Genomic DNA, 26,517 nt, shown 5'->3' on the forward strand with positions numbered 1-26,517 from the left:
TCGCCAAGGGGATCCGCTGCGGAGATCTCCCCCGCGGGGAGGTGCCGCACGTGACGCCTGCATCCCCGATCCATCCCACCTATCCGCTTGCAGAGCAGAAAATAGTGCGCGTGAGCCACTCAGACTGGGACCACGTCTCCTTCGTGCGGGCGGAAACGGGTCAACGGAGCAGGAGAGCCCCTGGCCGGGAGCGCTTGCGTGGTCGAAGTACCCGGTGGAGCCGTCGCGGTCGTGGCCCCCTCGCAGGCGGAGCAGTCCGAGGTGCGGCTTCAGGACGGTCTCGCTGACGCCCCGCAAATTCGTGGGGGAAGGGTCCGCCGACGCGCCCCAGGGACCGCCGGCGATCCCGGCGGAATGCAGGTGGCGCCCGCAGCGCCGTCCGCCTCCGCTGCCCATTGCAGGGCGAGTTCACGATGCGGGCCCGCGGGGCAGCGCACGCGTCGTGTCGCGACTCGACGCTCCGGCGCCCTGGCCGTCTTGGAGGCGCTACGCGGCGGATGCGGTTCAGGGCGCGCCTCTGCCCGGATCGCGGCGCGATGTGCCGGGCGTGCCGGCCGTCCTCGTGCGGGGGTGCGGTGGTGGTCGGGCGAACTGGTCGGTGCTGTCATCGCGGCCGGGTGGCAGGCGACGGCCGCGGTGATCCGGTGGCCGTCCTCGCCGTGCCGCAGCGGTCTGGACGCAGCGGCAGGAACCGGCTGTTGAAGGCGAGAGGACCCGGCTGTTGAAGGCGAGTCGACCGTGGCCACCGGTGCGTAGCGGCCGATGAGGCACCCGAAACCGACCTCCGTCGGCGGCGCCGACGGAGGTCCCGGGGCGGCCCCTCCTGAAGGCCCTATCTGCCCGGTCCCGAACGAGGACAGACGTCCCCGCCGCAGCTCGACCGAGGGCGAAACGGAGCACCGCCAGAGTTGCCGCAGCGGCGTCAAGTCGAACCGGCACGGCACGCCCGCTCGGACGTGCCGTGCCGGCGCTCGCTCACGTCATCGCCCGGATCGCAGAACCTCTCACCGGCCCCGGCGACGCGTTCCGGCTCGTCCTCGCCTCGAACGGCACGTCGCCCTCGTGTACTTCTCCGAAAAAACCGCACCCTCTCGCTCGGGGACCGCAGAGCTCAGCGGTTGTCTTCGGAAACGCTCCCTCCGGCGACGAACGCTCGTACCCCGGCGGTGATCTCGGCCGCCGTGAGGGCGTCGGGGAAGTGGTGGACGTACTCGCCCTCCGGTGAGATCAGGTACGTGATCGCGGTGTGCGGTACGGCGTACCCGTCCGGGTCGTCGGGATCGCTCTTGCGCCGGGCGAACACCCGGAACTCGCGTTTGACCTGCTCGACGGCGTCGGGCGAGCCGGTGAGCCCCGTGAACCGGGGGTAGGCGTGGAGGAAGTCCCGAAGTGCCGGCGGAGTGTCACGGTCGGGGTCGACCGTGATGTAGAGGGGACGCAGTTCGCCGGCTGTCTCGCCGAGTTCGTCCAGTACGGCGGACAGTTTCCTCAGCGCCCGCGGGCAGACGACCTTGCAGTGTGTGAACCCGAAGAAGACCAGTGTCCAGCGGCCCCGGTACGTCTGTTCGGTCACCGGGGTGCCGTCGTGGTCGACGAGTGCGAAGGAGGGCGCGCCCAGCCCTGTTCCTGGTGTGGTCATCGGTCCTGCCCGAACGTGAAGGTGTGCGGAGTGTCGGGACAGTGCAGGATCACCTGGCCGTGGTGGACGTGGACGGCGTCGGCGTACGGCCCGGGTTCCGGCCGCACCGTGGTGCCGTCGATGCGGGCGGCTGGTTGCCCGTCGACGGTGACGGTCCACCGCCCGCGGCCGGCGATCCCGCTGATCGTGACGGTGCCGTCGCCGGACACCTCCCGGGTGCAGCGCAGCCGCGTGTGCAGCGCGCCGTCGACGACCTCGGCCCGGCTGACGTCGACGTCACGGTCGACGGCGGTCAGCGCCGGCTCCGTGAAGCGCGATCGCGGCAACGGGCGGTTGTACAGCTTCCACAGCCCGTCGGGCACGTTGAGTCGCGCGTACCCCAGCAGCACGTTGCCGGTCATGGGCCCCATCGCGACGAGGTTCCCGTCGGGGTCGGTGGTGGTGTCGTTGCGGGGGTAGTACAGGCCGCCGTCGCGTCGGGTGGGGTTCATGAACCGGTCGGCGTGGGCGAGCAGACCGTCCCGGGTGCGTTCGTCGCCCATCTCGGACGCCCAGACGGCCAGCCAGCCGAAGTTGCCGTCGCTGTCACGGGCCACCTCTTGGCCGTTCATGTCCGCGGGCGACGCCGGGGGCACCGAGAGGGTGCCGTCCGGGCCGTGCACGAGGTAGTCCGCGATCTGGCGCGGGTAGTGCTCGTGCACGAACTCGCGGTTCCACATGTTCATCAGGCTGCCGCACCAGCCGTCCATCTGCGCCGCGGGCCCGTCGTTCCCTATGAGAACCTTGGAGTCCTTGAGGACCATGACGTTGTAGTGGCCGTTCTCACCGAGCCGGCCGAAATCGGCCCATGCCCGCTCGTACGCGGCGACCGTCTCCTCGGCGCGTTTGCCGCCGGTGATCAGGTCGTGGAGCCGGAATCCGAGGATGGCGGGCTGGATGCAGATCTGGAACACGCAGTTGGGCTCGCAGGCCACGCCGAGATAGCCGTTCTGCACCAGCTGCCAGTAGATGTGGTCGTTGAGGGAGTCCCGGTCGTAGGGGAAGCGTTTCTCGTCGCCGCCCCAGTGCATCGTCCAGAACCGGAAGGTCAACGAGCCCGGCTCGGCGTAACGGTCGGTGTCGAAGAGATAGTCGTGCAGCAGCGCCATCGACTGGACGTAGGCGCTGTACATGATGTTGTCGCGCACCACGGGATCCCAGTCCTGGTCGGTGGCGTCCGTCATGCGAGGGTTCAGCAGGCCGCCGCCCCGGCCCGTGTCACGCCAGTACATCCAGGCCTCGGGCAGCAGGAGTTTGTCGATCAGCCGCTGTATCGCGGGCTGAAAGAGGCCGGGTGCGGCCGGCAGGCGGTGGACATGGGTCAGAGCCAGCGCGTAGGCCATGTAGGCGAGTTGGTAGCGGTAGGCGTTGAAACCGTCCTGACCGTGCGTCCGGGCCTGCATCAGCGACCAGTCGTTGGGCAGTTGGCGCGACAGGTTGTCGAAGTGCCGTAGATGGCCTGTCTGTTGTGCGGTGAGGATGCGTTCGGACATCGATCCCTCCTTGTACGCGGGTGCCTTCGTGGACGTCCTCGCGGACGTCCACGGGAAGGCTCGTGCCGGCGACGAGTTGTTCAGTACGGCTGGATCAGGTGTCCCAGGGCCTCGTTCGTCAGCCGGGCGCTCTCCGGGCCGGCCCATTGCCCGGCCGCCTCCAGCTCCAGCAGCCTCAGCGACGTCCGCACCACGAGTTCCGCCCGGTCGCGACGGCGCCGGTAGAAGCGGTCCAGCCGCTCCTCGACGGAACCGGAACCGCTCAGTTCGGCGGCCAGCACCACGCCGTCCTCCAGGGCCATGGCGCCGCCCGAGCCGAGATGGGCGCTGGTGGCGTGGGCGGCGTCGCCGATGACGACGACCCGGTCGCGGTACCAGGGTTCGTCGAGCCACACACTCTCGAAGGCCTTGCAGACCACGTCCGAGTCCGGCCCCAGACGCCCTCGCAGCGCCCCGACGGCCGGATCGGTGAACCCGGCGAAGACCTCCTCCAGGTGCGTCCTGGCCCGGTCGGGATCGAGAGTCTTCTTCTCCGAGGCCGGGAACGTGCAGTTGACGTAGCCCATCCCGGGCTTGGGCCGGTTGTGGAGGAAGGTTCCGCTGGGGGATATGTGGACGCCCGGCGCGAGGTCGATCCCCTCGCTCTCCATGATCCAGCGCACGCTGAGCTCACCGACGAACCGCGGCTGACAGCGGTCCCCGAACACCTGCTGCCGCACCGAGGAGCGGATGCCGTCGGCTCCGACGACCAGGTCGTAGTGCGCCCGGCTGCCGTCGGTGAGGGTCACGTCCACCCCGGACGGCGAGTTGGCCAGGGCGGCGACGGTGAGGCCGACCGGGAGCAGCCGTGCGCCTTCCTTCTCTGCCGCGTTCGCCAGCACTCGCGCCAGATCCGGGCGGTAGACGATCAGACCGATGGGAGTGTCCGGCGCGTCGGCTGCGTCCGGGCCCGCGAAGCTGCCGGGCAGGGCGCTTCCATCGGGGCCGTAGAGCCGCATGTGCGAGGCGCGGGCCTCGGTGTTGATCCCCGCGAGTTCCTCGTACACGCCGAGTTCCCGCAGCGCGTCGGCGGCGCGGTGGAACATGCCCATCGCGGTGCCGTTCGGCTCGTACGACACCTCCGCCACGTCGACCGCCACGGACCCGGAGGACCGGTGCCGTATCCCGATCGCGGTCGCCATCCCTGCGAGGCCGCCGCCCACCACCAGTACCCGTGCGATCGTCACGTTGCACACCTCACCGTCGAGGACGAATTCTGTCTCCGTTCACCCTCCGGCAGGCCCGACGGAAGGTGAAGCGACGGCAGCCGCGGTGTGGGACACGGAGCTGCCGGGTGTCTCGGAACACGGAGTGCGGCCCATGCCGCCGGGGTGACGGGCGTCTTCGTTCCGCACTGCCTTGTCGCACGACCCTCAGCCCTCGCCCAACAGCTACGCTCGCTCGTGTGGACACCTCAGGGGCCTCGGGGGACGGTCGCCGAGCCGGCCATGATCCCCGCTCGTGGCGCACCGAACGGGCACTGCGCCGGGCGCTCGTCGACCTTGCGGCCGAGAGCGGGTCGGCGGCCGTCACCGCGAAGGAACTGGCCGGAAGGGCGGGGATCGGCCGGGCGACCTTCTACCGGCATCACGAAAGCGTCCAGGCCTTCGTCGACTCGTTGCGCGCGGGGCTGATCGCCGAGCTCCGAAGCGCCTTCCTCGACATCGGACTCGACCCCGGCACGAAGCCCGGAACCTATGACGTACTGGCCTGCCGCGCCCGAGCCGTGCTGCTGGTCGCGGCGCACGACGTGGATCTGTTCCGCCTGATGTGGGAGGGAAACGCGGGCACCGCCTTCCGCGACCGCTTCCGGGCCGAGCTGGCCGTCCTGTTCGACGGGGACCTGCGCCGGATCGGTGCGAGGACCGATGCCGCGTACTGTCCGCCCGAGTACCTGTCGGCGTACGCGACCCACGCGATCACCGGTGTGCTCGGCGCATGGCTCGCGAAGGACGAGCGTGAACCGATCGAGGATGTCACCTTCTACCTGGTGACGCTCATCAACAGCGGTTCCCAGGTCCTGGAACAGTAGCCGCGGCATCGGGCGGGCAGGCCACGATGCCGTCCAGCATCCGCTCGACGTTCACCCACCGGGGTCGCACGAGCTATCCCGGCAAGCGGCACGACAGTTGGCCCGACGGCACCCGAGCCATGCGCCACCGGTGCCGACCCTGGTGCGGGCGCCGGAGGAGTCCTCGTGGCGGCCCCACGGCGTCACAGGCCAGGACACAGACCTGACAGCGCTGTTCATCCGCCGCGCACTCAGGCGGTGCACGAAGCGAAGAGCCATGCCTGCAATCGAGTGCGTCCGCCACCGAGGGGGAGTGCCGAATCACCCGGACGACGTCCCCAGTCCGGCGTGCCCGCCTCGATGCCCCGTCAGGCCCCGGGCGAGTACGGCGCCCTCGTGCGCGGCGCTACCCGAACAGGCGCCGCTGGATCTCGCGCCGGTAGTCCTCAAGGGTCCTGTCGAGATGTGCCGCGGTGGCCTGCGCCGCCTCATCGGGGCGGCCGTCGCGGATGGCCCGGTAGATCGCCTCGTGTTCCTCGACGGCCGCCGCGGTGTTCTCGCCGAGCCTGTCATGGATTCCGATGGCGCTGGACTGGCGCTGCAGCCGTCGCGCGTCCCGCACGGCGCTGACGAGGAAGGTGTTGTGCATGAGGTGTTGTGGAGCCGGTTGATCACCCGGGTGCGGTCCTCGGCGAGGTCGCGGCGATAGTCGGTGTGGACCTTGATCACGGCGACCAGTTCGTCACCGGGCCGCAGGGGTTGCAGGTCCCGGCGGATGCGGGCCTGGTCGGCGATGATCGCGGCGTCCCTGGCGTCGGTCTTGCCTTCACCCCGTAGCCCTCGGAGGCGCGGCTGACGGCTCGGCCGGGGATGAGCGTGTGCTGTCCGTGGTTGAGCAGCAGATCGATCGACAGGGCGGCGTCGCCGTCGGCCACGTCGATGCCCCAGGTGTCCTCAGCGCCCAGGGCAAGCACGTCGGCCAGGAGATTCAGCAACTCCTTCTCGTCGTTGGCCACTCGCCGCTACAGCAGCCGGATGCCGGCCCAGATCGCCGTCACGCGCTCTCCACGGGTCGCTTGCTTACCTGCACCACAGACGACCGCGCGGCGAGTCCCTACTCAGCGATCGGATCGCATGGTCCTTGGCTCGTTCGGTTCGTTCTTCCGTGGCCCGTGTGTTCGTCGTCGGCGGGCTGCTCCGGCCGTGGGGGCGTGTCCGTGGCGGTCGTCAGGTTGTCAGGGACTCCACGCGGCGCGTCACCTCACGGCAGAACACGCCCACTCCATTGGGGTCGTCGGTGAACTGCGAGGGCTTGACGCAGAAGGTGGTGAAGCCCTGGGCCATCTGCTCGGGGATGGGCTCGAGGGCCTTGGCGAGGTCGGCGCTGGAGTCGTCGTCGGGGAACATGGCGCGGGTGCTGCCGATCATCTCCAGGTCGGCGATGTCGCGGCCCGCGGCGGCCATCGCGGTCTTCAGCGTCTGCACTTCCTCGGGCTGCACCTTGCCCAGTGGGTTGAAGGCGTGGCCGTACCGGACGATCCTGCGGACCATCGCGTCGTGCATGCCCGCGCGGCCGAAGCACAGTCGGGGGCCATCCGGGCGGTGTGCCTTGGGCTCGAAGTAGACGTCCTGGAAGGTGTAGTACTCGCTCTCGTGAGTCACGGGGAGGGGCCCCCAGCTTCGCCCAGATCTCCAGGTGCTCGTCGAGGAGCTTGCCACGCCGGGAGAACGGGACACCGAGTGCCGCGTACCCGTCTCGGCTCCAGCTGACGTTGGGCAGCACCATCAGACGGCCCTCGGAGAGAAGGGAGCTCGCGGGCCAGGAGCAAGGGGTGGCGCCGGGGAGCGATGACCGCCGACGCGGCGAGGCGTATGCGCTCGGAGACAGCAGCGATCGCGCTGAGCAGCATGAGCGAGTTGGGCCATGGGGTGTGGGGATCCTGGTTGCCGGCAGGGCGTAGTCGCGGGGGTTGCCCATGACGCCGTTGGCGCCGGCGTCGGGGCCGAGCACGATGTGCTCGCTGATCATGACGGAGTCGAATCCGGCGTCCTCGGCCTCGCGGGCCCAGCGGATCACGGTCGGTAGATCCGCGCGGCCGCCGGTCATGGTCCAGTTCTCGCTCAGGACGAGCTGCATGCGGGGAGTGGGCATCATACGGATCCTTGAGTCGAAGTGTGTTTGAGAACTCCGTCGCCGGCACCCACCTGGTCGACCGGGTAGCCGCCGCCCACCCCTCGATCCGCCCGTCCTCCAGGACAACAACACGTCCAACGGCGTCGTGTCGATATCAGGCGTTCGCCACCGCCGGCGTTCGCCGTGCCGCGGTCCGCGGCGAACGGGAAGCGATCAAGGCGGAAAAAATCTGTGGATCTTCGCGTGCGCGGCAACCTTTCGGCCTCCCCGGACCACTCAGTGCTGTCCGGCCAGGTGGTCCGGTCAGATGCAACGGCTGAAAGAGAGCCCAGACATGTCCCTCGCCCACCCACGTCATCGGTGGCGTACCGCGCTGGCGGCCGCCGTGCCGCGCGGCCACGCCCGCGGTCGTCGCCGGTCGTCCCGCTCAGCCGTCACGGGGAGACGAAAAGTGGTGCATCGTGCCCGTCGGTTGTTCGCGCGTCGAAGTGTCTGGGCGGCCATCGTCCTGGCTGTCGTGGCCGGCTCCGTTGTTGTGGTCAACACGGCCTCAGCGGGCACGGTGGATCCGAAGGCCTGGTACGTGCTGGTCAACCGCAACAGCGGCAAGGTGCTGGATGGCCGCGCCTTCGCCACGAAGGACGGCGCGGCGGTGGTGCAGTGGGGTCGTCACGGAGGGGCCAACCAGCAGTGGCGGTTCATCGACGCGGGTGACGGGTACTACCGGCTGCTGAACCGGAACTCCGGCAAGGTGCTGGACGACCACAACTGGTCGAAGACCGCCGGCTCCGACATCGTGCAGTGGAGCGACCGGAACGGCAGCAACCAGCAGTTCAAGTTGGCGGAGTCGTCGGACGGCTACGTGCGTTTGATCAATCGCTTCAGCGGCATGGCCGTCGAGGTCGACAACGCCTCCAAGGCTGACGGAGGCGACGTCGTCCAGGATCGCGACCGGGGCGGCGCCAATCAGCAGTGGCAACTCGTGCCGGCCGGGAGCGTCGGCAGCGCCGACACGCCCACGGCGAAGGACGGCAGTGCTTCGTCGGCGTGGTCTCCCGCGGCCGGAGGCGGCAGCTCGACGACAAGTTTCATGGGCAGTAACAAGGTGCTCATCGGCGGCTCGATGTCTGACGAGTCGGCTAACGCCGCGCCGTTCGATGTGCGATACGCCTATGTGCACAGCCAGCCCACGCCCTCGTCGGACTACTATTCGGCATCGAAATGCCAGGATGCGTGGAAGAGCTGGTGGGGCTGCTGGGGCGGCAGCACCACGGCGCCCGGCAGTTACGTGACCTGGTCGGACGCCCAGGCGGCCAAGGCGACTTACAAGGGCAGCCCGCGCCCGCAGAAGTTCTTCTGGACCTGGTACTCATTGCGCGACCTCGGGGATCTGGCCGGCCATGGCGACGGTCCGGGCGAGGTCGAGGCCATCAACAGGGTTGACCTGCTCACCCGGTATATGAACGACTACCGTTTCTTCCTCCAGAAGATCGGCAACTCGCATGACATGATCGACCTTGAGCCGGACTTCTGGGGCTATGTTCGGTCGCTCGGCGATCCGCACCAGGTTCCCGCGAAGGTCTCGGGCGCGAATCCGAAGGATTGCGGATCGCAGGAGAACAGCGCCGCCGGACTCTCCCGCTGCCTGATTGCGATGGCGCACACATATGCGCCGAACACGACCGTGGGATTCCACCTTTCCTGCTGGGACTGGCAGAGCAACACACAGGGATGCGCCAAGGATTACGCGAACCTCGGGGCACGGGACGCCGACTTCCTGGTCGCCGATGTGTCGGACCGTGACGCGGGCTGGTACGCACAGCCGGCCCACGGCGGCCATGACAACTTCTGGACTGACAAGAAGGCCGCTGCCGCGCTGGGGTTCTACAAGACGATGGCCGAGTCCGTGGGCAAGCCGGTGGTCTTGTGGCAGATCCCTGTCGGCAACATGGCGCAGAACAACACCCTCAACCATTACAAGGACGACAAGGTGGATTGGTTCTTCGCGCACATGAATCAGGTAGCGGACGCGCATGTCGCCGCGCTGTTGTTCGGTGCAGGGCAGCAGGAACAGACATCGATCGAGACCGACGGCGGAAACGTGATCAGAAAGACGATCGCCTATCACAACTCGGGTGGTGTAGCGCTCAGGTAGGCGGAGATGCGACCCCGGCCCCATCTCTCCGATGGGGCCGGGGTCGTCTTCTTCGTCGGGCTGAGGACTTCTCGGCGATGGCGAGGTCGAGACTGTCAATCCCCTGTTTTCGTAGAGACGTTGGTTATGCGGCCCGGCCTTCCTGATCGGTCCGGGCTCGCGCTTCCTGGATGATCCGTTCGAACTCGACGGGCGGATTCCGCCAGCCGCGCTGTGACGCCGCTTCGTGTTGTAGAAGTCCGCGATCCACGTCGCGAACTTGAGGACCGAGTAGAACGACTCCGCGGTGGCGTTGTCCAGCGCCGACCCGACTCGCCCCATCGACTGCACCACGCCCCAGCGGCCGCAGAGCTGCTGGAACGCCTGGGAGGTGTATTCCGCTGCCGCGGTCCGTGTGGAAGATGACGCCGTCGACCTGGCCGCCTTCTGGTGGCGATCGCCATCTGCAGGGCGGCGCTGATCAGCGCGGTGTCGTGCCGCTCGCCCATCGCGTAGCCCAGGGCGCGGCGGGAGAAGGCGTCGTGGCCGGAGGCAAGGTAGAGCGTGCCCTCGCCGGTGTCGATCTCCGTCATGTCGCCCCACCACAGCAGCTCGAGTGCGATCGCGTCGAACTTGCGTCGTACCAGGTCGGGGGCGGCATTCCGCTTGCCGGGGCGGGTCACCGAGCGTCGTCGTCGGGGCGGCTTGCGGCCCTGCAGGCCGAGTTCGGCCATGATCTCGGCGACGGTGTTCTGCGACACCTGCCAGCCCTCCTCCCACAGATCCAGCGTGATCCTCGGCGAGCCGTACGTTTTGCCGGACAGGTCGAAGAAGTAGCGGATCCGCTCGGCCAGGGCAGTCCTTCTGGCCTCGCGCTTCGTCGGCTCGGCCGGGCGGTCGGCGCCACTTGTAGAACCACGCCTCCGATACACCGAGCGCCCGGCAGGCGATGCGATGCGGAATGTTCTCCTCGGTCTTGCAGTCGCTGATCGCCCCGACCACGGCGGCCGGGTCCGCCGCAGCTACTTCACCCACAAGACCATGCAGCGTTTGAGCACATCACGCTCCATGGCCAGCTCCTTGTTGTCTTTCTTCAGCAGCGCGTTCTCCCGCCGCAGCCGCGCGAGCTCCTCGCTCTCGTCTCGGCCATGCCCGCCCTGCGGGCCCGGGACGCCCAGCTGGCCAACGTGGTCTCGTTGATCCCAAGGTCATTCGCGACCTGCGCGATCGGCTTGCCGGTCTCGCTGAAGATCCGCACAGCCCCCGCCCGGAACTCCGCGTCGAACTTCCGTCTCTTGCCTGCCATGGCTCCCAACTTCCCCTGCAGTCACGGTTTCTACGCTACGGCGGGAAGGTCACGTTTCGCCTTCGACCGCAGTACCTCCACCCGCGCCGGCACCAGGCGGCCATCTTCTGGCAGGTCAGCGGCCCTTGACGGATCCGGGCCCGGTCTGCGAGCGCGGTGAGGATGCGCTGGTAGTCCACCGACAGCACCGACCTGTCCAGCCCTTCACGCCACACCGGCACCTGCGAGGTCTTTCCGGTCCGCTTCTCGGCGGCCTGCACGGTCCGGTCGGCCCGGGCGTGGTCCTGCATGGGTTCGTCCGCCGGGGCCAGCACCTCGCCGACCCGCGAGCGGGCGATGGCCCACTCCTTCCATTCCCGCTCGGCCGCGGCCAGCTCGGCCTGGATGCGGTCGGCCTCCTCCCGCAGCTCGTCCAGACGATGGCGAGCACCCAGCTCACGCTGTTCCAACAGCCCAACCATCGATGGGGGCTGCTCCGCTGATTGTGCCGCTCGCCGGCGGACACCCCGATCTCGCGGTCGGCAGCCGGCTCGCGCCGGGCGCCCGCACCATGCGCGGGCCGCTACGGGCGTTCGTCTCCCGCTGCTGCAACGGCATTATCCGGCTCACCCGCGCTCGCTTCAGCGACGCCCAGCGCGGTTTCAAGGCCGCCCGCACTGAGGGCTGCCGGGCGTGATGCGGGATGCCGCCTGGTTCTTCGGCACCGAACTGCTGCTGGCCGGGCACAGGGGGCTGCGCATCGCACGAGGTGCTGGGTTCAGCCGAGCGGTTTCGTGGGTGCTCAGGTCCTGGCCCGCCCGGCTCGCCGTTTCGGCCTTTGCCATCAGGCAACCGCATCGCCGCATGGCGAGAGCCGCATCATGACCCGAGGAAGGACACGGATGCTCCTTGCAATAATTTCTTACTAACTTGTAAGTTAGATCCATGACGATGATCATGACCGATGTGGCCTCCACAGACACCGCTGCCGTCGAGGACCTCTGTGCTCGGTGGGAGAAGGCCTGGAACGATCACGACGGCGATGCGGTCGCCGCCCTGTGCGCCGACGACCTCATCTACGACGAACCCGCCCTCGGTGGGACGGCCCACGGACCGGACTCCATCCGCGGCTTCGTCAACCACATGGCGAAGCTGTTCCCGGACTACTCCTTCACCCGGATGGGCCTGTATGGGGAGGTCACTCGACGGGCCGTGCTCGTCGCGTGGCACTTCAGCGGCACCCTCGCCGGCACTGACCGACACGTGGAGTTCCATGGCGATGACCGCCTGGAACTGGGCGAGGACGGACTCATCCACGCGTACCGGTGCCTGTACGACTACAAGTCCGTACTGGCCCAGATGGAAGCTGCGTCCGCGGCATGAGCGAGTCCACCCGCGTACGCAAGCCGGCGACCGAGCGGCGTGCGGAAATCGTGAGGGCGGCCGACGCCGAATTCGCCGCGAACGGCCTCGCGGGGACACGCCTGGAAGCCATCGCCGCGCGGGTGGGCATTTCCCACCCGCGCGTCGTGCAGATGTTCGGTTCCAAGCGGAGTCTGTTCCTCACCGTCGTACACGCCGCCTTCGACCGGATCGAGACCACGTTTGCCGAGGCAGAGCCCACACTGTCTGGGCTCGGTGACGCCTACCTGCGTCTGCTGCAGAGCGAGCGCACCGTCGGACTTGTGATGCTGCAGGGTTATGCGGCAGCCGCTGACGAGATGGTGCGGGAGGCGGTGCGTCAGCGGCAGCTTCAACTGCAGGAGGTCATCACCCGGTTGACGGGCGCGGACGCCATGCAGGTACGGACGTTCTTCGCCACGGGGTTGGTCCTCACCGTCTCCACGCTGCTGGATCTGCCGGAACGACGCGCCGACCTCGCCTGGGGAGAATGGATCCTCCGGCACGGCGCCCCGCCCGGACACAACACGTGAACCTGGCCGCGGTCTCACCCGAGCGAGCAGTGAGTCGAGTGAGACCGGCCGCTCAGCATCTCCTCGCAGGATCGTGCTCAACTCCGCCAGACCCCACCCGGGCCGTATGGGCTGGGGTCAAGGGCAACCTCTGTCCATGAACTTGGGCTCGCCAGCCGCCAGCCGCCTGCGCCGGCGGGACGGGACTGTCCACGCGCGCAGAGAGCATCGGCTCCGCCAGGCTCCAGGTCACTCTTCGTGCCCTCCCCAGCAGTGCGCAACTGGCCTGATTCCTGACGCCCTCGTATCACATCGAACAATGAAAAGCCTGCTGCTGCCGTGTGGCTTGCGGCTGGCGGCCAAGCAACACCATGCCATTGGGGTCTCGGCTCGCAGGGCCATCTGCACGGCGCCGACCGAACAGGTCGCCGAACAGGCCCTCGCGGACTTCACCGCATGGGATATGGGCCAGCGCTGCCCGGCCGTCGTGTGCACCCGGCGGACGGCGTGGAGCACGTTCACGCCCTACCTGGCCTTTCCCATCCAGGATCACTCCCCTCGAAGCGGGGCGAGGTGGACCCAATCTCGCGCTTGCGCAGTCCGACCATGGCGATCAGGTCCTGCAATGAGCTGTGGGGACGGTGCTGTGCGGGGGACCGGCGAACGGCACGAAGTCGACGAAGCCCGCGCTCGGCCAGTGCCGCGCGCGTCAGGGACGAGGGGCGGTCCGTTGAGGCGGCGGCTAGGCCGTCATCATGCGTGTACCTCGGGGGTGGAGTGGCCGACCTGTGCTCGCGGAGATCGGGGATGTGGTTGGTCAGGCGCGGTCTGGGCCAGGTCCAGCTCGCCGCCACCGTCCGGGCCGCCTGAGGACAGCAGTGGGCCCAGGTCGACCGGATGGGAGCGGCCGTGCACCGCCGCGGCACTCACCGCGTCGGCCGCCAGGGAGAGGAGGTCCACAGTCTCGTGGGCGTACGAGGGTTCCTTGTCGAGAGTGGCCAGCAGCTGGAGGTCGTCGACCAGCAGGCTCATGCGTGCCGCGCTCTGGGCGATGTGCCACGGGCCGGCCGCGCCGACGAGAAGGCGCCGGCCCCTTTCGTCGCCGTCCGGACGGCGACGGGCGCGACCTGCCGGGCCGGGCAAGAGTGAGACCGGCGGTGATAGTGGCCTTCGACGACGATCCGGCCGGCGAACGACCAGGATCGCGAACCGGCTGCGGAGGATCGCGGCATCGCCGCCCATGAGACGGATGGCCCCCGTCTACAGCCGCCAGGCCAGTTCTCACCTTGGCCTGCGTGGCGGCGGCGGCTTCCTCCTCAAGGACGCCCGGCCCCGAGGAACCCGTCGTCGGCGTCCACGCGGTCGCCACCAGCGACGCCGTCGTCGGCCCCGTCTCACCCGCCGCCTGCTGGACGCCGACATCCACCGACTGCTGGCCCCACGGACACCCCGGCCGCCACCGCGCCTGCGACGGCTCGGCGCACCGGGCCATCACGGGCTTCGACAGAGCGCCGGCCGCCGGAACCTCGTCCCGTGTTCCAGCCGGCTCAGTCGGCCACGACCAGGGCAGGCAGAGCGCGGTTGTGCTGCACCGGCACACGGCGGGGCGTGATGGTGCGCTGGACCGCGTACCGTCCCCGCGGGGGTGTCAGGCCGGTTCGGTGGCGGTGGGCAGAGCGATGGCGATCGCCTCCGCCGCGAGCCGGACCTTCTCACCGTAGGGCGCGAGCAGTTCTGGCGACATACGGCTCTTGGGTCCCGAGATCGAAAGGGAAGCGATCGGCCTGCCACGGCGGGGCCGAATTGCGGCACCGACCGAGACGACGCCTTCCTCGACCTCCTCCCGGCAGATCGCGTATCCGGCCTCGCCGACGTGGCCAAGCTCGGCGCGCAGCCGGTCGGGGTCGGTGATCGTGTGGCGGGTGACGGAAGGCAGACCATCTGCGATGTAGGTGTCGACTTCGCTCTGCGGCCATGCCGCGAGGACGGCCTTGCCGTTCGACGTCGCGTGCAGCGGCCCGCGCGAGCCGAGGGGAGCCACGGCACGGACAGGGTGGGGGCTGTCGACGCGCTCGACAAGGACGACTTCCCGGTCGGCGGGGACCATCAGATGCACCGTCTCCCCGACTTCCGCGCACAGGTTTCTCATCGTGGGCAGCGCAGCGGGCCGCAGTCCCCCGCGGGCTCCGACCGCGCTGCCGACGACGAAGGCACGCACTCCGACCTGCCAGCGACCCGTGTCGGAGTCCTGTTCGATCCAGCCGGTCTCCGCGAGGGTCGCGAGGCTGCGCTGCACGGTGGTCTTGGGCAGGCCCAGGCTCCGGGTCAGTGCGCTGAGCCCGACCGGCTGACTCACCGCGACGGCCTCGAGGACGCGCAGCGCCGTGGTGACGCTCCTCATGCTCCCACCTCGTTCCCCGGCGTCGTCGTGCCCGTCTCACCCGTGATGATCGCACACGGGTGAACAGCACTCCCGGGCTCTCAGACGGGACCGTCCAGACGCTGCGGAGCGCCCGTCGCGCGCCGCACGAGCTCAACACCGTAGTCGTTGCCGTTGGGGGTCCGCACCAGCGTGTGGGTATGGAACTTCTCTGGCTCCGCGTTGGCGAGGAAGACTCCCGCGTGGTGGTCGAGTTCGGCCAGCAGAACCGGGCTCTGCACGCGGAAGTAGAAGGGGTCGGAGTCGCCGCGCCCGCCGATCCAGCAGAAGTGCGTGTCGGCGAGATGGCGCCGTGCGTCCGCCCGTCGCGCCGCCCGGCTGTGGTCGGGCTGGTAGTCCAGGAAGAGGTCCACCAGCTCAAGCAGCGACTCCTGCTGGGTAGCGTTCAGCTCGGTGCCGGCGATCCCCTCGTACGGGATGACGCGATTGTCCTGGAACGCGCCGCCCAGGTGCAGTTCGTCACCCGGATGCAGCCGGTCGGCCGGCATGTCCGGGTCCCGCTTGCGGTCGTAGAGCACCGCCTGGTCGGCCTGGCGGCCGGTCAGACTTCTCACGAACGCCAGACCCGCACGTTCCTGCTCGTCGAACAGCGACAGCCCGGCGTTCTCGCCGCGGTCGATCATGTTCGGCTCGGCGCCGAAGAACACCGGTGTCAGCACCTGCTGACCGCCGATCAGCAGGCAGTTGACGGCCAGGTGGTGGCCCCAGAGGTTCCAACCCCACGGCCCCTCCTCGGAAGGCGTGCCGAAGATGTTGATGTTGTAGCTGTGCTCGTTGAGCAGTCGGGGGAGGCCGACGAGGTCACCCAGGAACCCGTTGACGGTCATGACATCGCGCACCTTGCGGTACCCGGCGGGGCTCAGGCACGCCTTGATCAGCTCGAGGACCCGCGTACGCACGTCCTCGCCGGTCTCCTCCAGCCGGACTCCGTAGCGGTTGAGGTACATCTCCGGGTTCATCCAGGCCCGCCACACTCGGCTGTCGAGCGGGTGCAGGACGCGGTCCCGCTCCGCCGCGCCGAGGGTTTCGAGGAGAGCCAGCGCCGCGTCGGCCGCCGGTTTGGCCTCCGCTCCCTCGTCGCACCCGGCCGCGAAGAGGTCTGGTAGCGGTCGGCCGTCGGTGGTGATGCCGCGGAGCGCCTCAGGGGAGGTGAACAGTTCCATCCATCCCGACAGCACCTTGTCGACGAAGGGATCCCTCCTCAGCGCGTCGACATAGGTGTACGGATCGCACGACCTGAACGCGCTCAGACGTGGATGGTCGGGAGGGAAGAGGTGATCGCGGAAGTCACTTGGCATGTCGCCTCCGGCTGATGGTGACGCGAGACCGCACCGGCTCGCCGCGGGCCAGCAGCGCCGGGCGGCCGCCCGCATGACGCTTGACGCTCCTGGAATCCGGAACCTAAGTTTGCCATGGGTCCTCATTACGGTCCACTGGTCCGTAATACGGTCCACTCAAGGAGTGGAGGGCGGAATGACGATGACGACACGGCCCGGCGGGCGCGGCTCCCCTTTCCTGAAGGGGGTGCGGGTCCTGGACGTGACCGGGGCCCTCGCCGGCCCCTACTGCACGACGATCCTTTCCGACCTGGGCGCGGAGGTCGTCAAGGTCGAGCCGGTCGCGGGCGACGGCATGCGTGCGCGACGGATGGGCCCTGACCGCAGGTCTCTGCCGTTCGACCTGATCCATCGCGACAAGAGCAGTCTCGCGGTCGACCTGAAGACGCCCGAGGGCGTGGACATCGTGCGGACGCTGGCGCGGCGCAGTGACGTCCTGGTGGAGAACTTCCGGGCAGGTGCCATGGCGCGGCTGGGGCTGGGTTACGACGACCTGAGACCGGACTGTCCGGGTCTCGTCTACTGCTCCATATCCGGGTTCGGCCAGTTCGGCCCCATGCGGGACGCCAAGGGGATCGACCTGATCGCGCAGGCGTACAGCGGGCTGATGTCGGTGACCGGGTCGGCCGACGGGCAGCTCGCCAAGGCCGGGTTTCCCGTCTCCGACCTCGGATCCGGCATGTGGGGGGCGATCGGTGTGCTGGCCGCTCTGTTGCGGGCACGGGCCGGTGGTGGCGGTGCGTACGTCGACGTGGCCCTCGCCGACTCGGTGGCCGCCTGGTCCCTGTGGGAGGTCGCCGACTACGTGGCCACCGGGATCGAGCCGGCTCCGCTGGGCACGGCGCACCGTCTCGCGGCTCCCTACGAGGCGTTCACCTGCTCCGACGGCGCCACCCTGGTCCTGGGCGCGGTCGACCGTGCGTGGGAGGCCGTGTGCGCCGTCCTGGGAGTGGATCTGAGCGGGGACGCCCGGTTCGCCACGGAATACGAGCGCTTCATGCACCGGGAATCCCTGGCCCAGATCCTCCAGGCGCGTTTCAGTAGCGCGCCCCGCGACCACTGGATGCACGCACTGCGTGCGGCCGGCGTTCCGTGCGGGCCCGTCAACGGCATCGGTGACGTCCTGACCGACGAGCAGTTCGCCGAGCGGGGGCTGTTCGTGCACGACGAGGACCGCTTCGGGCAGCCGACGATCGTGAACACCCCGATCGTCGCCGACGGGGCGCCCCGGGCCCGCGGACCCGCCCCCGGCCTCGGCTCGGACACCGCCGCGGTCCTTGCCGGCCTGGGTTACGACGACGAGCGGATCGCCGCCCTGGTCGAGGCAGGCGTCGTCGCAGTACGCCCCTCCCCCGGCGCGGCGAGCGCACCCCCGCCCGCGTCCGAACCGGTCACCGACTCCGCCGAAGCCGTCCGAGCACCCCGATGAACCAGGAGAACATCCGCATGGCCAAACGGCATCACGCTTCGTCCGTCGACTGGACGAACGGTCTCGGTCTCGCCCGGGTCCTCCACGACGGCGGCCCCTTGGTCGTCCTTCGGCGCGACGGATCGCCCGAGGCGCGGCTCGCCCTGGTGGACGGCCGCGGCTTCGAGGACCTGCCCGCCCTGCTCGAAGCGGCCCAGGGGGATCCGGCGGCCGTCGAGGCCGGCGGGCCGGTCGACGCACCCGACGACCGGCTGCTCAGCCCGGTCGGCCGGCCGGGCAAGATCATCTGCATCGGGCAGAACTACCTCACACACGTGCGTGAGGGAGGCCGTGAGGCAGGCCCCGCCCACCCCGACCTGTTCGCGAAGTGGCACACCTCGCTGGCGGCACCATTCGCTGACGTGGTCCTGCCTCCGGAGTCGGACCAGGTCGACTACGAGAGCGAACTCGCCTTGGTGATCGGGGTCCGGGCGCGCAGGATCACGGCCGAGGACGCGCGGCGCGTCGTCTTCGGCTACACCGCGGCCAATGACGGCTCGGTGCGCGACTTCCAGTTCCACACCGCCCAGCGCACCGCGGGCAAGGCATGGGACGGGCTCACCCCCATCGGGCCCGTCGTCGTGCCCGCACAGGAGCTGGGAGGCGCCCGGCCCGACCTCGCCATCACCGGCACGCTCGACGGGAAGGTCGTCCAGGACGACCGGACATCCCAGCTGCTCTTCGGCGTACCGGAGTTGCTGGCCTACATCACCACGGTGATGACCCTGGAGCCGGGTGACATGATGCTCACCGGCACCCCGGCGGGGGTGGGTTTCGTACGCGAACCCAAGGTCTTCCTGCGCCACGGCTCCGAGTTCGAGGTGCGCATCGAGGGAATCGGCGCACTGCGCAACAGGTTCGTCGACGAGAAGTCCGGATGACCGCCACGGCCGCCTTCGCCACCGGACCGGAACGGATCCGGACCGAGGTACGCGATGCCGTCGCCACCGTGGAGATCAGCAACCCGGCCCGGCACAACGCCCTGTCCGTGGCGATGATGAACGAACTGGCAGCCGCGCTCCGTACGGTGGACGCCGACCCGCAGGTACGGGTCGTCGTCCTCCGGGGTGCCGGTACTAAGGCCTTCGTCTCCGGCGCCGACATCAGCGAGTTCCCCGGCCACCAGGACGACGAGGTCCGTCAGGCCGCGGAGGACGCGGCCACGGCGCTGTTCACCGAGCTCTCCGCGCTCTCCCTGCCGGTCATCGCCCGCATCCACGGCTACTGCCTGGGCGCCGGCATGGCCCTGGCGCTGGGCGCGGACATCCGCTGCGCCGACTCCCGCGGTGTCCTTGCCATTCCCGCCGCCCGCCTGGGCGTCGGATACCCCTTCGAGCAGACCGCCGCCCTCGTCCAGACCGTGGGTCCGGCGACCGCATCGGATCTGCTGTTCACGGGGCGGCGCCTCACCGCCCGGGAGGCACAGGCGACAGGCCTGGTGGACCGGGTCGCCGAACCCGAGGAACTCGGAACGGTCGTCGACGAACTCGCCGCCACCATCGCGGCGAACGCCCCCCTTTCCGTGCGCGCCGCGAAAGCGACCGTGCGGGCCGTGCGCCGCCTGAGTGAGGCAGACCAGGCCGCCGGCAGCGCCGCCCGGGAGCTCGCGGCCCAGGCCGTCGCCCGCTGCCGCACCTCTCAGGACCTGCTCGAAGGCGCCCGCGCCTTCCTGGAGAAGCGGCCACCGCACTTCACCGGCCGCTGACGCCCGCCGGCGCCGCCGCCCCCGGCAGCACATCGACGACAGGAGCACACCCCATGGGGACCTCACTGAAGGGCCGGACCATCGTGATGTCCGGCGGCAGCCGCGGTATAGGGCTCGCCATTCTCACCGCCGCGGCCCGGGAGGGAGCCAACGCGGTGATCCTGGCCAAGACCGACGCGCCCGACCCGAGGCTGCCGGGCACCGTGCACACGGCGGTCGCCACGATCGAGGCCGCCGGCGGAGCGGCCGTCGCCGTGGTCGGCGACGTACGCCGGGAGGCCGACGTCGAGCGGGCGGTGGCCACCGCGGTAGAACGGTTCGGCGGCGTCGACATCTGCGTCAACAACGCCAGCGCCATCGACCTCAGGAGCACCGAGGAAGTGCCTCTGAAGCGCTTCGACCTGATGCAGTCGGTCAACACCACGGGAACGTTCCTGCTGACGCGGGTCTGTGCGCCCCACCTGAAGCGCTCGGACCACGCCCACATCCTGACCCTGTCACCGCCGCTCAACCTCGCACCCCGCTGGCTCGGCGCCCACCCCGCATACACGGTGGCGAAGTACGGGATGACACTGCTCACCCTCGGCTGGGCCGCCGAGTACGCCGAGTACGGCATCGCCGCGAACTGCCTGTGGCCGCAGACCACCATCGCGACCGCCGCGGTGACGAATCTCCTCGGTGGCGAAAGCCTGGGCAGACGATCGCGCGCCCCCGAGATCATGGCGGACGCGGCGGTGGCCGTACTGTCCCGCCCACCTCGTGAGCGCACCGGCCACACCCTCATCGACGCCGACGTCCTGGCTGACACAGGCGTCACGGATCTCGCCCGCTACGGCGGTGGCGACCATCCGGAACTCGATCTCTTCGTGGATCATCCCCGATGAACCGCGTCACATTTGTCGAGGTCTTCGCCCGGTGGCCGTGAGGTCGACGGCGTGTAGGTCCACCAGCAGGTCGATGACGTTGCGGCACAGGGCAGCACTCCGCCCATGGTCGAGCACCACGCCGCGCGGCAGGTCCTTGCGCGGGCACCCGCAGACCGGTGAGACCGTGATCGACGCGGATGTCCTGGCCGGAGCCGGTATCACCGACCCGGCCCGGTACGGCAGTGAAGGCCTCCAGAGTTCGACCTGTTCGTGGATCCGCCGCAGACCGGATGACCGTGCCACGCGGTTCGGTGACCGGCCGTCACGTCGCTCGTACACAGCCGTCGGCGTCCTCCGTAGTCGTGGGGGCCGTCGATGTGCCGGCGTCGGCGGGCACATCGGCGGTGTGGATCGTCCGGGTCACCTCGATGAGCCGAGCGAGGCCACGGTCGAGCCCGGACGAGCGCTTCGAGAGCATCAAGGCCGACCCCGCCGTCCATGACCACCTTGCGGCCCAGCAGGTCGATGGCCTGAATGCCGTGGGTTCCCTCGTGGATGGCGTTGAGCCGGTTGTCCCGGTAGTGCTGCTCCACGTCGTCCTCGCGGCTGCAGCCGTAGCCCGCCGTGGATCTGGATCGCCAGGTCGTTCGCGTGCATGCACCACTGGCAGGGCCAGCTCTTCGCGATCGGGGTGAGGACCTCCAGCACAGGCGGTCCCGCGCCCGCTCCGCGTCGTCGGCCGCGCTGCGCTCCTCGTCGAGCAGCCTGCCGCAGTACAGGACGAGTCCCAGCGCCCCTTCCACGCAGGGCCTCTGCGCGAGGAGCATCCGCGGCACGCCTCCTTCGCCGGCAGGTACGAGGGCGCACAGGTCAGGGGCAACAACTATGTCGAGCTGGTCGGTCACTGGCCCGTCCGACCACGCCCCGCTCTCCGGTGGGCCGTCCGCGACCCACCGGAGCGGCATCCCGGGCTCCGCGGCCGGGCGGAGCACTCCGTCCGCCCGCCGCGCCGTTCAGCCACCATCAGATCGTCAGCTCGGACGCCGATCGACATCAGCTGTTCCTGGCGAGCGCGACGGCGGCTTCGTCGCGGGCGTCATAGCCGTACAGCCAGTCGTTGTCGCGGAGCGGGTCGCCTGCCCCCGGGGTACCCAGGCGGGAATCGCGCGCCCGTTGCTCGGGCCCGTCGGCCAGGTGGAACATCGTCGCGTTGCGGTAGGAGACCTGCTGCACCTTGCGGACCCGTGGCACTCGCACCGCGGAGTAGGCCGCCAGACGGTCCGCCAGGTTCTCCGGCGTGGCACGTTCGAGGAGCGAGGAGAGGACCGCCGCATCCTCCAGAGCCATGCTCGCGCCCTGGGCGAAGAACGGGAGTACCGGATGGGCGGCGTCGCCGACGAGGACAGTCCGGCCGGCGTGCAGAACATCGTGGACGGGGCGGTCGTACAGCCCCCAGAGCCCGACGGAATCGGTGCAGGCGAGGATCCTGCGCACCCGTGGGTCCCAGTCGGCGAAGTGCGCGCGAGCGTCGCCGATGTCACCGGCGCTGCTCCATGATTCCGGTTCGTCCCGGGGCGAGGGGACGATGGCCACGAAGTTGAGGAAGCGGCCGCCGCTGACGGGGTAGTGGACGAAGTGCCGGTCGGGCCCGAGCCAGGCCGTGTGATCATCTCCCAGTTCCTCGATGAGGTCCGGCGAGGCAAGTCCGCGGTAGGCCGCGTATCCGGAGGCGCGGGGGACGGTCTGGACGCCCACCGCCTCGGCCACGAGAGAGCGGTTGCCATCCGCCGCCACCACGAGGTCGGCCCGGAGCGACTCTCCGTTCTCGAAGTCGACTTCCACCCCGTCGTCGTCCTGCCGGACGGCGATCGTCCGCTGTGCCAGGTGCAGGGTGCCAGGCTGGACTCCCGCGGCCAGGGCCGCGATCAGGTCCGCGCGGTGGAGGGTGACGTAGTCGGCCCGGAACCGGGCGCTCGCCTCGGCGCCCAGGAGTTGGCGGCTGATGGTGGAGCCGTCCTGCCAGCGGCGGAGGTGAAGCGCCGAAGGGCGCACCGTCCCTGATACCGCCATACCGAAAGCTCCTGCCAGCAGTCGCTGGGAGTTCGGGGCGAGCACGATTCCGGCCCCGACCTGGGTCAGCGCGGCCGCTTGTTCGTGCACCGAGACGGAGTGACCGCGCTTCTGAAGACCGATGGCCGTGGCCAGACCGCCTATCCCGGCTCCGATGACGGCGATGCGCATGCGGCCGAGGCCACGGGACGGGGGGACACTATCGTTCTGCATGATCTGCCTTGGTCTCAAGGTCGCCGCCTGCAGGCGACAGTCGTATGTACGTCGGAAGACAAGCCGCATCCGATGCGACGGGCCCGGTACGGCCGAGCGGTCAGCTGAACATCCAGTCGGCCCACACCTCGGGGGTCACCTTGGCGTCGATGAGCAGGGTGCCTGAGGGCGCCTCGAGCCAGCGCCGCACCGCCTCCAGGTCGGCCTCCTTCCGTACGGTGACGGCTTGGCAGCCGAGGGCACGTGCCGTGGCGGCGAAGTCGACGTCGGGAAAGCGCACCAGGTCGGTGGGAAGGCCGCCGAAGTGGTGGGTCAGATGGAAGACCTCGGCACCATAGGCGGAGTCGTTGTAGACGATGACCACGAGCGGTCGGCCGACCCGGACCGCGGTGTCCAGTTCGCTGAGGGCCATCATGAGTCCGCCGTCCCCCAGGGTGGCGACGGCCAGCCGGTCCGGACGTCCGACCGCGGCGCCGATGGCCGCACCGAGGGCGTGGCCGAGGGACTGGAAGCCGTACATCATCAGCCACCCCTGCTCGTCCGGCACGCTCAGGCCGAGGATGGACCATCCGAAGCAGATGCCGTCACCGCTCGCGACCGTCCGCGCGGCAGGCAGCATGGCGTCGAGGCGGGCGGTAAGCGTCCGCGGGTCCAGGTCCTGCTCGCGACTCGCGTCCGCCCACTCGTCCGCGGCCCCGAAGGCGCGCAGGTCGGCCGTCCGCGCCTCCGTGCGCATGCCGGTGTGGCGGACACCGCGGCCGGCCAGTTCCTTGACGACTGCGGCGGCCACGGCGGACACGTCGCCGACGATGCCCAGGTCGGCCTTCAGGTGTCGGTCGATCGCGTCGGGGTCGGTGTCGACGTGGACGAGCCTTGCGTTCGGAGGGAAGAGCTTGCCGTGCTGGGTCTGCCAGGGGTTCAGCGACGCGCCGAAGCAGAGGACGAGATCGGCCTGTTCGACGTGTTGCAGGGCGCGGCGGGTCGAGAAGCCGCCGGCAACGCCGATCGAGAAGGGGTTGCCCGAGAAGAAACCCTTGGCCGGGCCACTGGTCATCAGGAGCGCGCCGACCCGGTCCGCCAGTTCCTCCAGCACACTTCGGGCGCCCGAGACAACCGCTCCGCGGCCCGCGAGGACGATCGGGTTCCGCGCACGGGACAGCAGGGCGGCGAGAGCCTGGACGGACTCGTCCGCAGGCGCCTGCGTCGTCCCGGTGGACTGTGGGGCTTGCGCCTCGGGGGGTAGCGCCACGACGGTGTGCTGGAGATCGAGGGGCAGATTGACCACGACCGGCCGCCGCTCGCGCCGCGCCCGTGAGAACGTGCGGGCGATCGTGCCGGGAATGCCGGCCGCACCGTCGTAGCCCTCCACATCGATGTCCACGGAGCGCAGCAACCGCTCCTGCTCGAGGTACTGGTTGTCGGCCGGGTTGTCCACGGCGCTCTGACCGGCGAGGAGTACGAGGGGGGTCGCGGAACGCCGAGCTTCGAGCAGCGAGGTCAGGGCGTTCGTCAGGCCGGGGCCAGCCGTGACGGTGCAGACGCCGGGCCTGCCGGTTGCTCGCGCGTATCCGTCCGCCATGCTGATCGCACCGCTCTCGTGCCGTGCGGGGTAGTAGGCGACGCCGTACTCGGACGCCAGGTGGACGGCGAGCTGCATGTTGCCCAGGCCTATGACCCCGAAGAGGGCCTCGACATCCTCAGCGGCCACCGCGGCGGCGATGTGCTGCCAGACCGGGCGCTCTTCGACCGGTTCGCCGGCAGCCTCGACTGCGGTCATCTCTTCGCTCCTTGGCTCAGTTCTGGACATGCGGTTGGTTCCGGCACGGGCCGTCGGTCCGGGGTGAGCTCATCCGCCTTGCCCGCACCTTCCTGTCAGGCGCTCTTTCGGCACCTCCACCAGGACGTCGAGGAGGTGATCGAGGACTCCTGGGAGTGCCGCATCGCGAAGACGGCCCCTTCGTGCGTGGTCCACTGTACGGACCATCGGACCGGAATAAGGTCCACTGGGACGTTAGGGCGCACAGGGCGGAGCGTCAAGAGAGAGGCAACGGCGAGTGCCGAGCATCCGAGCCAGGAGGCCGTGAACGCGGCAAGCGGGCGCAACGGCCGTCCCGGCCCTGCTCTCCCGGAGCACCACGGCCACCGCGTCGGCAGGCAACGCGGCGAACCCCCGACGGCACAACTCCCGTCACCCGATCGCCGTTTGCCGCCGGGCACCGTGACGTCGGCGCCCGGCTCGGCGCAGGCGCGGGAGCCATCGCCCGGGTGGCGCGAAGATCATCTACCAGTTGGGGGCCCCTGCGCTGTCCGAGCGTTCGAGGTGCCCGAGCCGGCCGGCGCCAGGACCGCACTCGGCCTCCAGACGATTGATCGCACGCAGGCACCTGCCGGGCGAGTGACTCATGCCGTGCCCGCCGTCGCGGCGTTTTCGGCGGCCTGGCGCGAGGGCAGGCGGGCGAGCGCGAGGCGCACGAACGCCTGGGCCGCCGGTGAGGACGGCGCCGGATCCCTGTGGGCGAGAGCCAGTGGCTGCAGCGCCTGCGGGTCGTCCAGACGCAGCACGCAGTCGGCGTGGCCGGCCGGGACGACCGCCTGCGCCACGGGGCGAGGGACGACCGTCACCCCGATCCCCTCAAGCGCCAGCGACGTGAGATCGCCCGCGCCGCGCAACGCGCAGACACTCCTGCGTCGTACCCTCGCCCGGTCGAAGGCGGCGTCGACCTGGGCGCGCAGTCCCGTCTCCGGCGTGCAGTCGAGGAACCGCTCACCGGCCAGGGCCTCCAGCCCCGTGACACCGGTACCACGCAGGCGGTGCTGCCGCCCGACCACGGCCACGAGTGGATGGGCGCGCAGCAGGTGGTGTACGAGGCCCGGCGGCAGATCGTGCTCCTGGAGCCCGAGGACGGCCACTTGGAGGTCGCCGGTGAGCAGCTGGGTGGCGGCCGTCATGCCTCCGTCGTCGGACACCGTGACCTCGACCGCGGGATACGACTCCTGGAACTCCCGGAGCAGGCCCAGGACGTCGATGTCGCCGGCCGTGAGCGCGATCCCCCCGATGCTCAGGTGCCCCTGGACCTGTCCTTCGATGGCGGCGATGTCGGCGTTCATCTCCTGCACGGCCCTGAGCACCCGGCGTGCGCAGTGGACGAACGTCTGACCCGCCGGCGTCAGCCGCACACTGCGGCTCGTACGGTCGAACAGCCGGGCCCCGACCTCCCGCTCAAGCTGGGTGATCTGGTGACTCAGCCCCGACTGCCCGATGCTGCAGCGGGCAGCGGCCCGCGTGAAGTTGAGCTCGTCGGCGACGGCCACCGCATACTCCATCTGACGTAGGTCCATCCAACTCTCCGATCACTGCCTGCGCATTCCACTGTTGGACACCTCCGCGATACCGGCAGCATCATCGCTGTTACGAGCAAATGAATGCCAGATATCGCACGGCAGTGGGAGCCCTATCTCTGCCGCCCCGTTTTACTCGTGCGACATCACAGACAGGCATCAATCCGAATCCTCGCTCGGTCAGCCATGTACTGCAGGAGGAATCCATGGCCGTTGTCCCCACTCAGCCGGACGCGACGCCCATCCAGGTCGGCACCCAGCCGCCTCCGGATGGCATGCAGTGGCCGGACACGCCGAAGTTCCGGGGCTTCTTCGCCCCCTCGCGGATCGAGGCGGACGTCTACGACCTGGAGGTCGAGGGCCGCATCCCGCCCGAGCTGAACGGCGCCTTC

At 69.6% G+C, this 26,517-nt stretch carries 20 protein-coding genes and 4 pseudogenes; 9 read left to right on the forward strand and 15 right to left on the reverse strand.

The genetic code is table 11. The features are described 5' to 3' along the window. Positions 1-1,111: 1,111 nt before the first annotated feature. The 3 genes from IF54_RS0134740 to IF54_RS0134750 all read right to left on the reverse strand — a co-directional run bounded on the left by IF54_RS0134740 (position 1,112) and on the right by IF54_RS0134750 (position 4,397). Positions 1,112-1,639, reverse strand: coding sequence for an SCO family protein (locus IF54_RS0134740; protein ID WP_030326170.1), 528 nt, complete (start codon positions 1,637-1,639; stop codon positions 1,112-1,114). Further along, positions 1,636-3,171, reverse strand: a complete 1,536-nt coding sequence (locus IF54_RS0134745) for a hypothetical protein (protein ID WP_051735652.1) — start codon at positions 3,169-3,171, stop codon at positions 1,636-1,638. Before IF54_RS0134745 ends, IF54_RS0134740 begins: the two co-directional genes overlap by 4 nt. Positions 3,172-3,251: 80 nt before the next feature. Continuing rightward, positions 3,252-4,397 (reverse strand): FAD-dependent monooxygenase, encoded by a 1,146-nt coding sequence (locus IF54_RS0134750; RefSeq protein WP_159002264.1) that lies wholly within the window; start codon positions 4,395-4,397, stop codon positions 3,252-3,254. A gap of 218 nt (positions 4,398-4,615) precedes the next feature. On the opposite strand from IF54_RS0134750, the gene IF54_RS40615 reads away from it, so the two are divergent. Continuing rightward, entirely contained in the window at positions 4,616-5,242 is a 627-nt protein-coding gene (locus IF54_RS40615; RefSeq protein ID WP_030326174.1) for a TetR/AcrR family transcriptional regulator, read from the forward strand. A 385-nt stretch (positions 5,243-5,627) separates the two neighbouring features. On the opposite strand, the pseudogene IF54_RS0134760 reads toward IF54_RS40615, so the two are convergent. From IF54_RS0134760 to IF54_RS43705, 3 genes and pseudogenes are all read right to left on the reverse strand, one after another. Then, a pseudogene (locus IF54_RS0134760) lies at positions 5,628-5,867 on the reverse strand (FCD domain-containing protein); the annotation flags it as partial. Positions 5,868-5,875: 8 nt separating this feature from the next. Next, a pseudogene (locus IF54_RS41670) lies at positions 5,876-6,237 on the reverse strand (IS110 family transposase); the annotation flags it as partial. Positions 6,238-6,448: 211 nt separating this feature from the next. Then, on the reverse strand, positions 6,449-6,883 hold the full coding sequence (locus IF54_RS43705) for a hypothetical protein (RefSeq protein ID WP_234439129.1): 435 nt from the start codon (positions 6,881-6,883) through the stop codon (positions 6,449-6,451). Positions 6,884-7,806: 923 nt separating this feature from the next. On the opposite strand from IF54_RS43705, the gene IF54_RS0134775 reads away from it, so the two are divergent. Further along, a complete protein-coding gene (locus tag IF54_RS0134775) occupies positions 7,807-9,510 on the forward strand; it encodes an RICIN domain-containing protein (protein WP_420790866.1) in 1,704 nt (567 codons plus the stop codon). Positions 9,511-9,605: 95 nt separating this feature from the next. On the opposite strand, the gene IF54_RS44250 is transcribed toward IF54_RS0134775, so the two are convergent. The 3 genes and pseudogenes from IF54_RS44250 to IF54_RS39980 form a co-directional block, all read right to left on the reverse strand. Beyond that, positions 9,606-10,421 carry an IS3 family transposase gene (locus tag IF54_RS44250; protein WP_199821278.1) on the reverse strand — a complete coding sequence of 272 codons (816 nt, stop codon included), beginning with the start codon at positions 10,419-10,421 and terminating at the stop codon, positions 9,606-9,608. A 161-nt stretch (positions 10,422-10,582) separates the two neighbouring features. Then, entirely contained in the window at positions 10,583-10,795 is a 213-nt protein-coding gene (locus IF54_RS39975; RefSeq protein WP_234439131.1) for a transposase, read from the reverse strand. Positions 10,796-10,846: 51 nt separating this feature from the next. After that, a pseudogene (locus IF54_RS39980) lies at positions 10,847-11,256 on the reverse strand (hypothetical protein); the annotation flags it as partial. Between the two features lie 463 nt (positions 11,257-11,719). Between IF54_RS39980 and IF54_RS0134795 the strand changes: the two are divergent. Together IF54_RS0134795 and IF54_RS0134800 are read left to right on the forward strand one after the other, a co-directional pair. Next, on the forward strand, positions 11,720-12,157 hold the full coding sequence (locus IF54_RS0134795; RefSeq protein WP_234439132.1) for a nuclear transport factor 2 family protein: 438 nt from the start codon (positions 11,720-11,722) through the stop codon (positions 12,155-12,157). Then, entirely contained in the window at positions 12,154-12,708 is a 555-nt protein-coding gene (locus IF54_RS0134800; protein ID WP_030326183.1) for a TetR/AcrR family transcriptional regulator, read from the forward strand. Before IF54_RS0134795 ends, IF54_RS0134800 begins: the two co-directional genes overlap by 4 nt. A gap of 732 nt (positions 12,709-13,440) precedes the next feature. Here the strand turns inward: IF54_RS0134800 and IF54_RS0134805 are convergent. The 3 genes from IF54_RS0134805 to IF54_RS0134815 all read right to left on the reverse strand — a co-directional run bounded on the left by IF54_RS0134805 (position 13,441) and on the right by IF54_RS0134815 (position 16,425). Beyond that, positions 13,441-13,719: a hypothetical protein gene (locus tag IF54_RS0134805; protein ID WP_030326185.1), complete on the reverse strand. Its 279-nt coding sequence runs from the start codon at positions 13,717-13,719 to the stop codon at positions 13,441-13,443. A gap of 616 nt (positions 13,720-14,335) precedes the next feature. Then, entirely contained in the window at positions 14,336-15,088 is a 753-nt protein-coding gene (locus IF54_RS0134810) for an IclR family transcriptional regulator (RefSeq protein ID WP_037821011.1), read from the reverse strand. Between the two features lie 80 nt (positions 15,089-15,168). Further along, positions 15,169-16,425, reverse strand: a complete 1,257-nt coding sequence (locus IF54_RS0134815) for a DUF3500 domain-containing protein (protein WP_030326189.1) — start codon at positions 16,423-16,425, stop codon at positions 15,169-15,171. A gap of 175 nt (positions 16,426-16,600) precedes the next feature. Here IF54_RS0134815 and IF54_RS0134820 point away from each other — a divergent pair, with 175 nt between their 5' ends. From IF54_RS0134820 to IF54_RS0134835, 4 genes are read left to right on the forward strand one after another with little or no spacing between them, the layout of a single operon-like run. Beyond that, a complete protein-coding gene (locus tag IF54_RS0134820; protein WP_063755003.1) occupies positions 16,601-17,893 on the forward strand; it encodes a CaiB/BaiF CoA transferase family protein in 1,293 nt (430 codons plus the stop codon). 17 nt (positions 17,894-17,910) lie between these two features. Further along, positions 17,911-18,813 (forward strand): fumarylacetoacetate hydrolase family protein, encoded by a 903-nt coding sequence (locus tag IF54_RS0134825; protein WP_030326194.1) that lies wholly within the window; start codon positions 17,911-17,913, stop codon positions 18,811-18,813. Then, a complete protein-coding gene (locus IF54_RS0134830; protein WP_030326196.1) occupies positions 18,810-19,637 on the forward strand; it encodes an enoyl-CoA hydratase-related protein in 828 nt (275 codons plus the stop codon). The genes IF54_RS0134825 and IF54_RS0134830 overlap by 4 nt, the downstream gene beginning before the upstream one ends. A gap of 53 nt (positions 19,638-19,690) precedes the next feature. After that, on the forward strand, positions 19,691-20,521 hold the full coding sequence (locus IF54_RS0134835) for an SDR family oxidoreductase (RefSeq protein ID WP_030326197.1): 831 nt from the start codon (positions 19,691-19,693) through the stop codon (positions 20,519-20,521). Between the two features lie 1,035 nt (positions 20,522-21,556). On the opposite strand, the gene IF54_RS0134845 is transcribed toward IF54_RS0134835, so the two are convergent. From IF54_RS0134845 to IF54_RS0134855, 3 genes are all read right to left on the reverse strand, one after another. Then, positions 21,557-22,744: an FAD-dependent monooxygenase gene (locus IF54_RS0134845; protein ID WP_030326199.1), complete on the reverse strand. Its 1,188-nt coding sequence runs from the start codon at positions 22,742-22,744 to the stop codon at positions 21,557-21,559. A 142-nt stretch (positions 22,745-22,886) separates the two neighbouring features. Continuing rightward, the gene (locus tag IF54_RS0134850) at positions 22,887-24,563 is read right to left on the reverse strand and encodes a thiamine pyrophosphate-binding protein (RefSeq protein ID WP_051735654.1); all 1,677 of its coding nucleotides are present in this window, start codon (positions 24,561-24,563) and stop codon (positions 22,887-22,889) included. Between the two features lie 623 nt (positions 24,564-25,186). Beyond that, positions 25,187-26,125: a LysR family transcriptional regulator gene (locus tag IF54_RS0134855; RefSeq protein ID WP_030326203.1), complete on the reverse strand. Its 939-nt coding sequence runs from the start codon at positions 26,123-26,125 to the stop codon at positions 25,187-25,189. A 206-nt stretch (positions 26,126-26,331) separates the two neighbouring features. Here IF54_RS0134855 and IF54_RS0134860 point away from each other — a divergent pair. Further along, positions 26,332-26,517 (forward strand): annotated as a pseudogene (locus tag IF54_RS0134860) (dioxygenase); the annotation flags it as partial.

Origin of the sequence: Streptomyces sp. NRRL B-3229, from assembly GCF_000719505.1 — a bacterium.
In the GTDB taxonomy this organism is placed as follows: Bacteria; Actinomycetota; Actinomycetes; order Streptomycetales; family Streptomycetaceae; genus Streptomyces; species Streptomyces griseorubiginosus.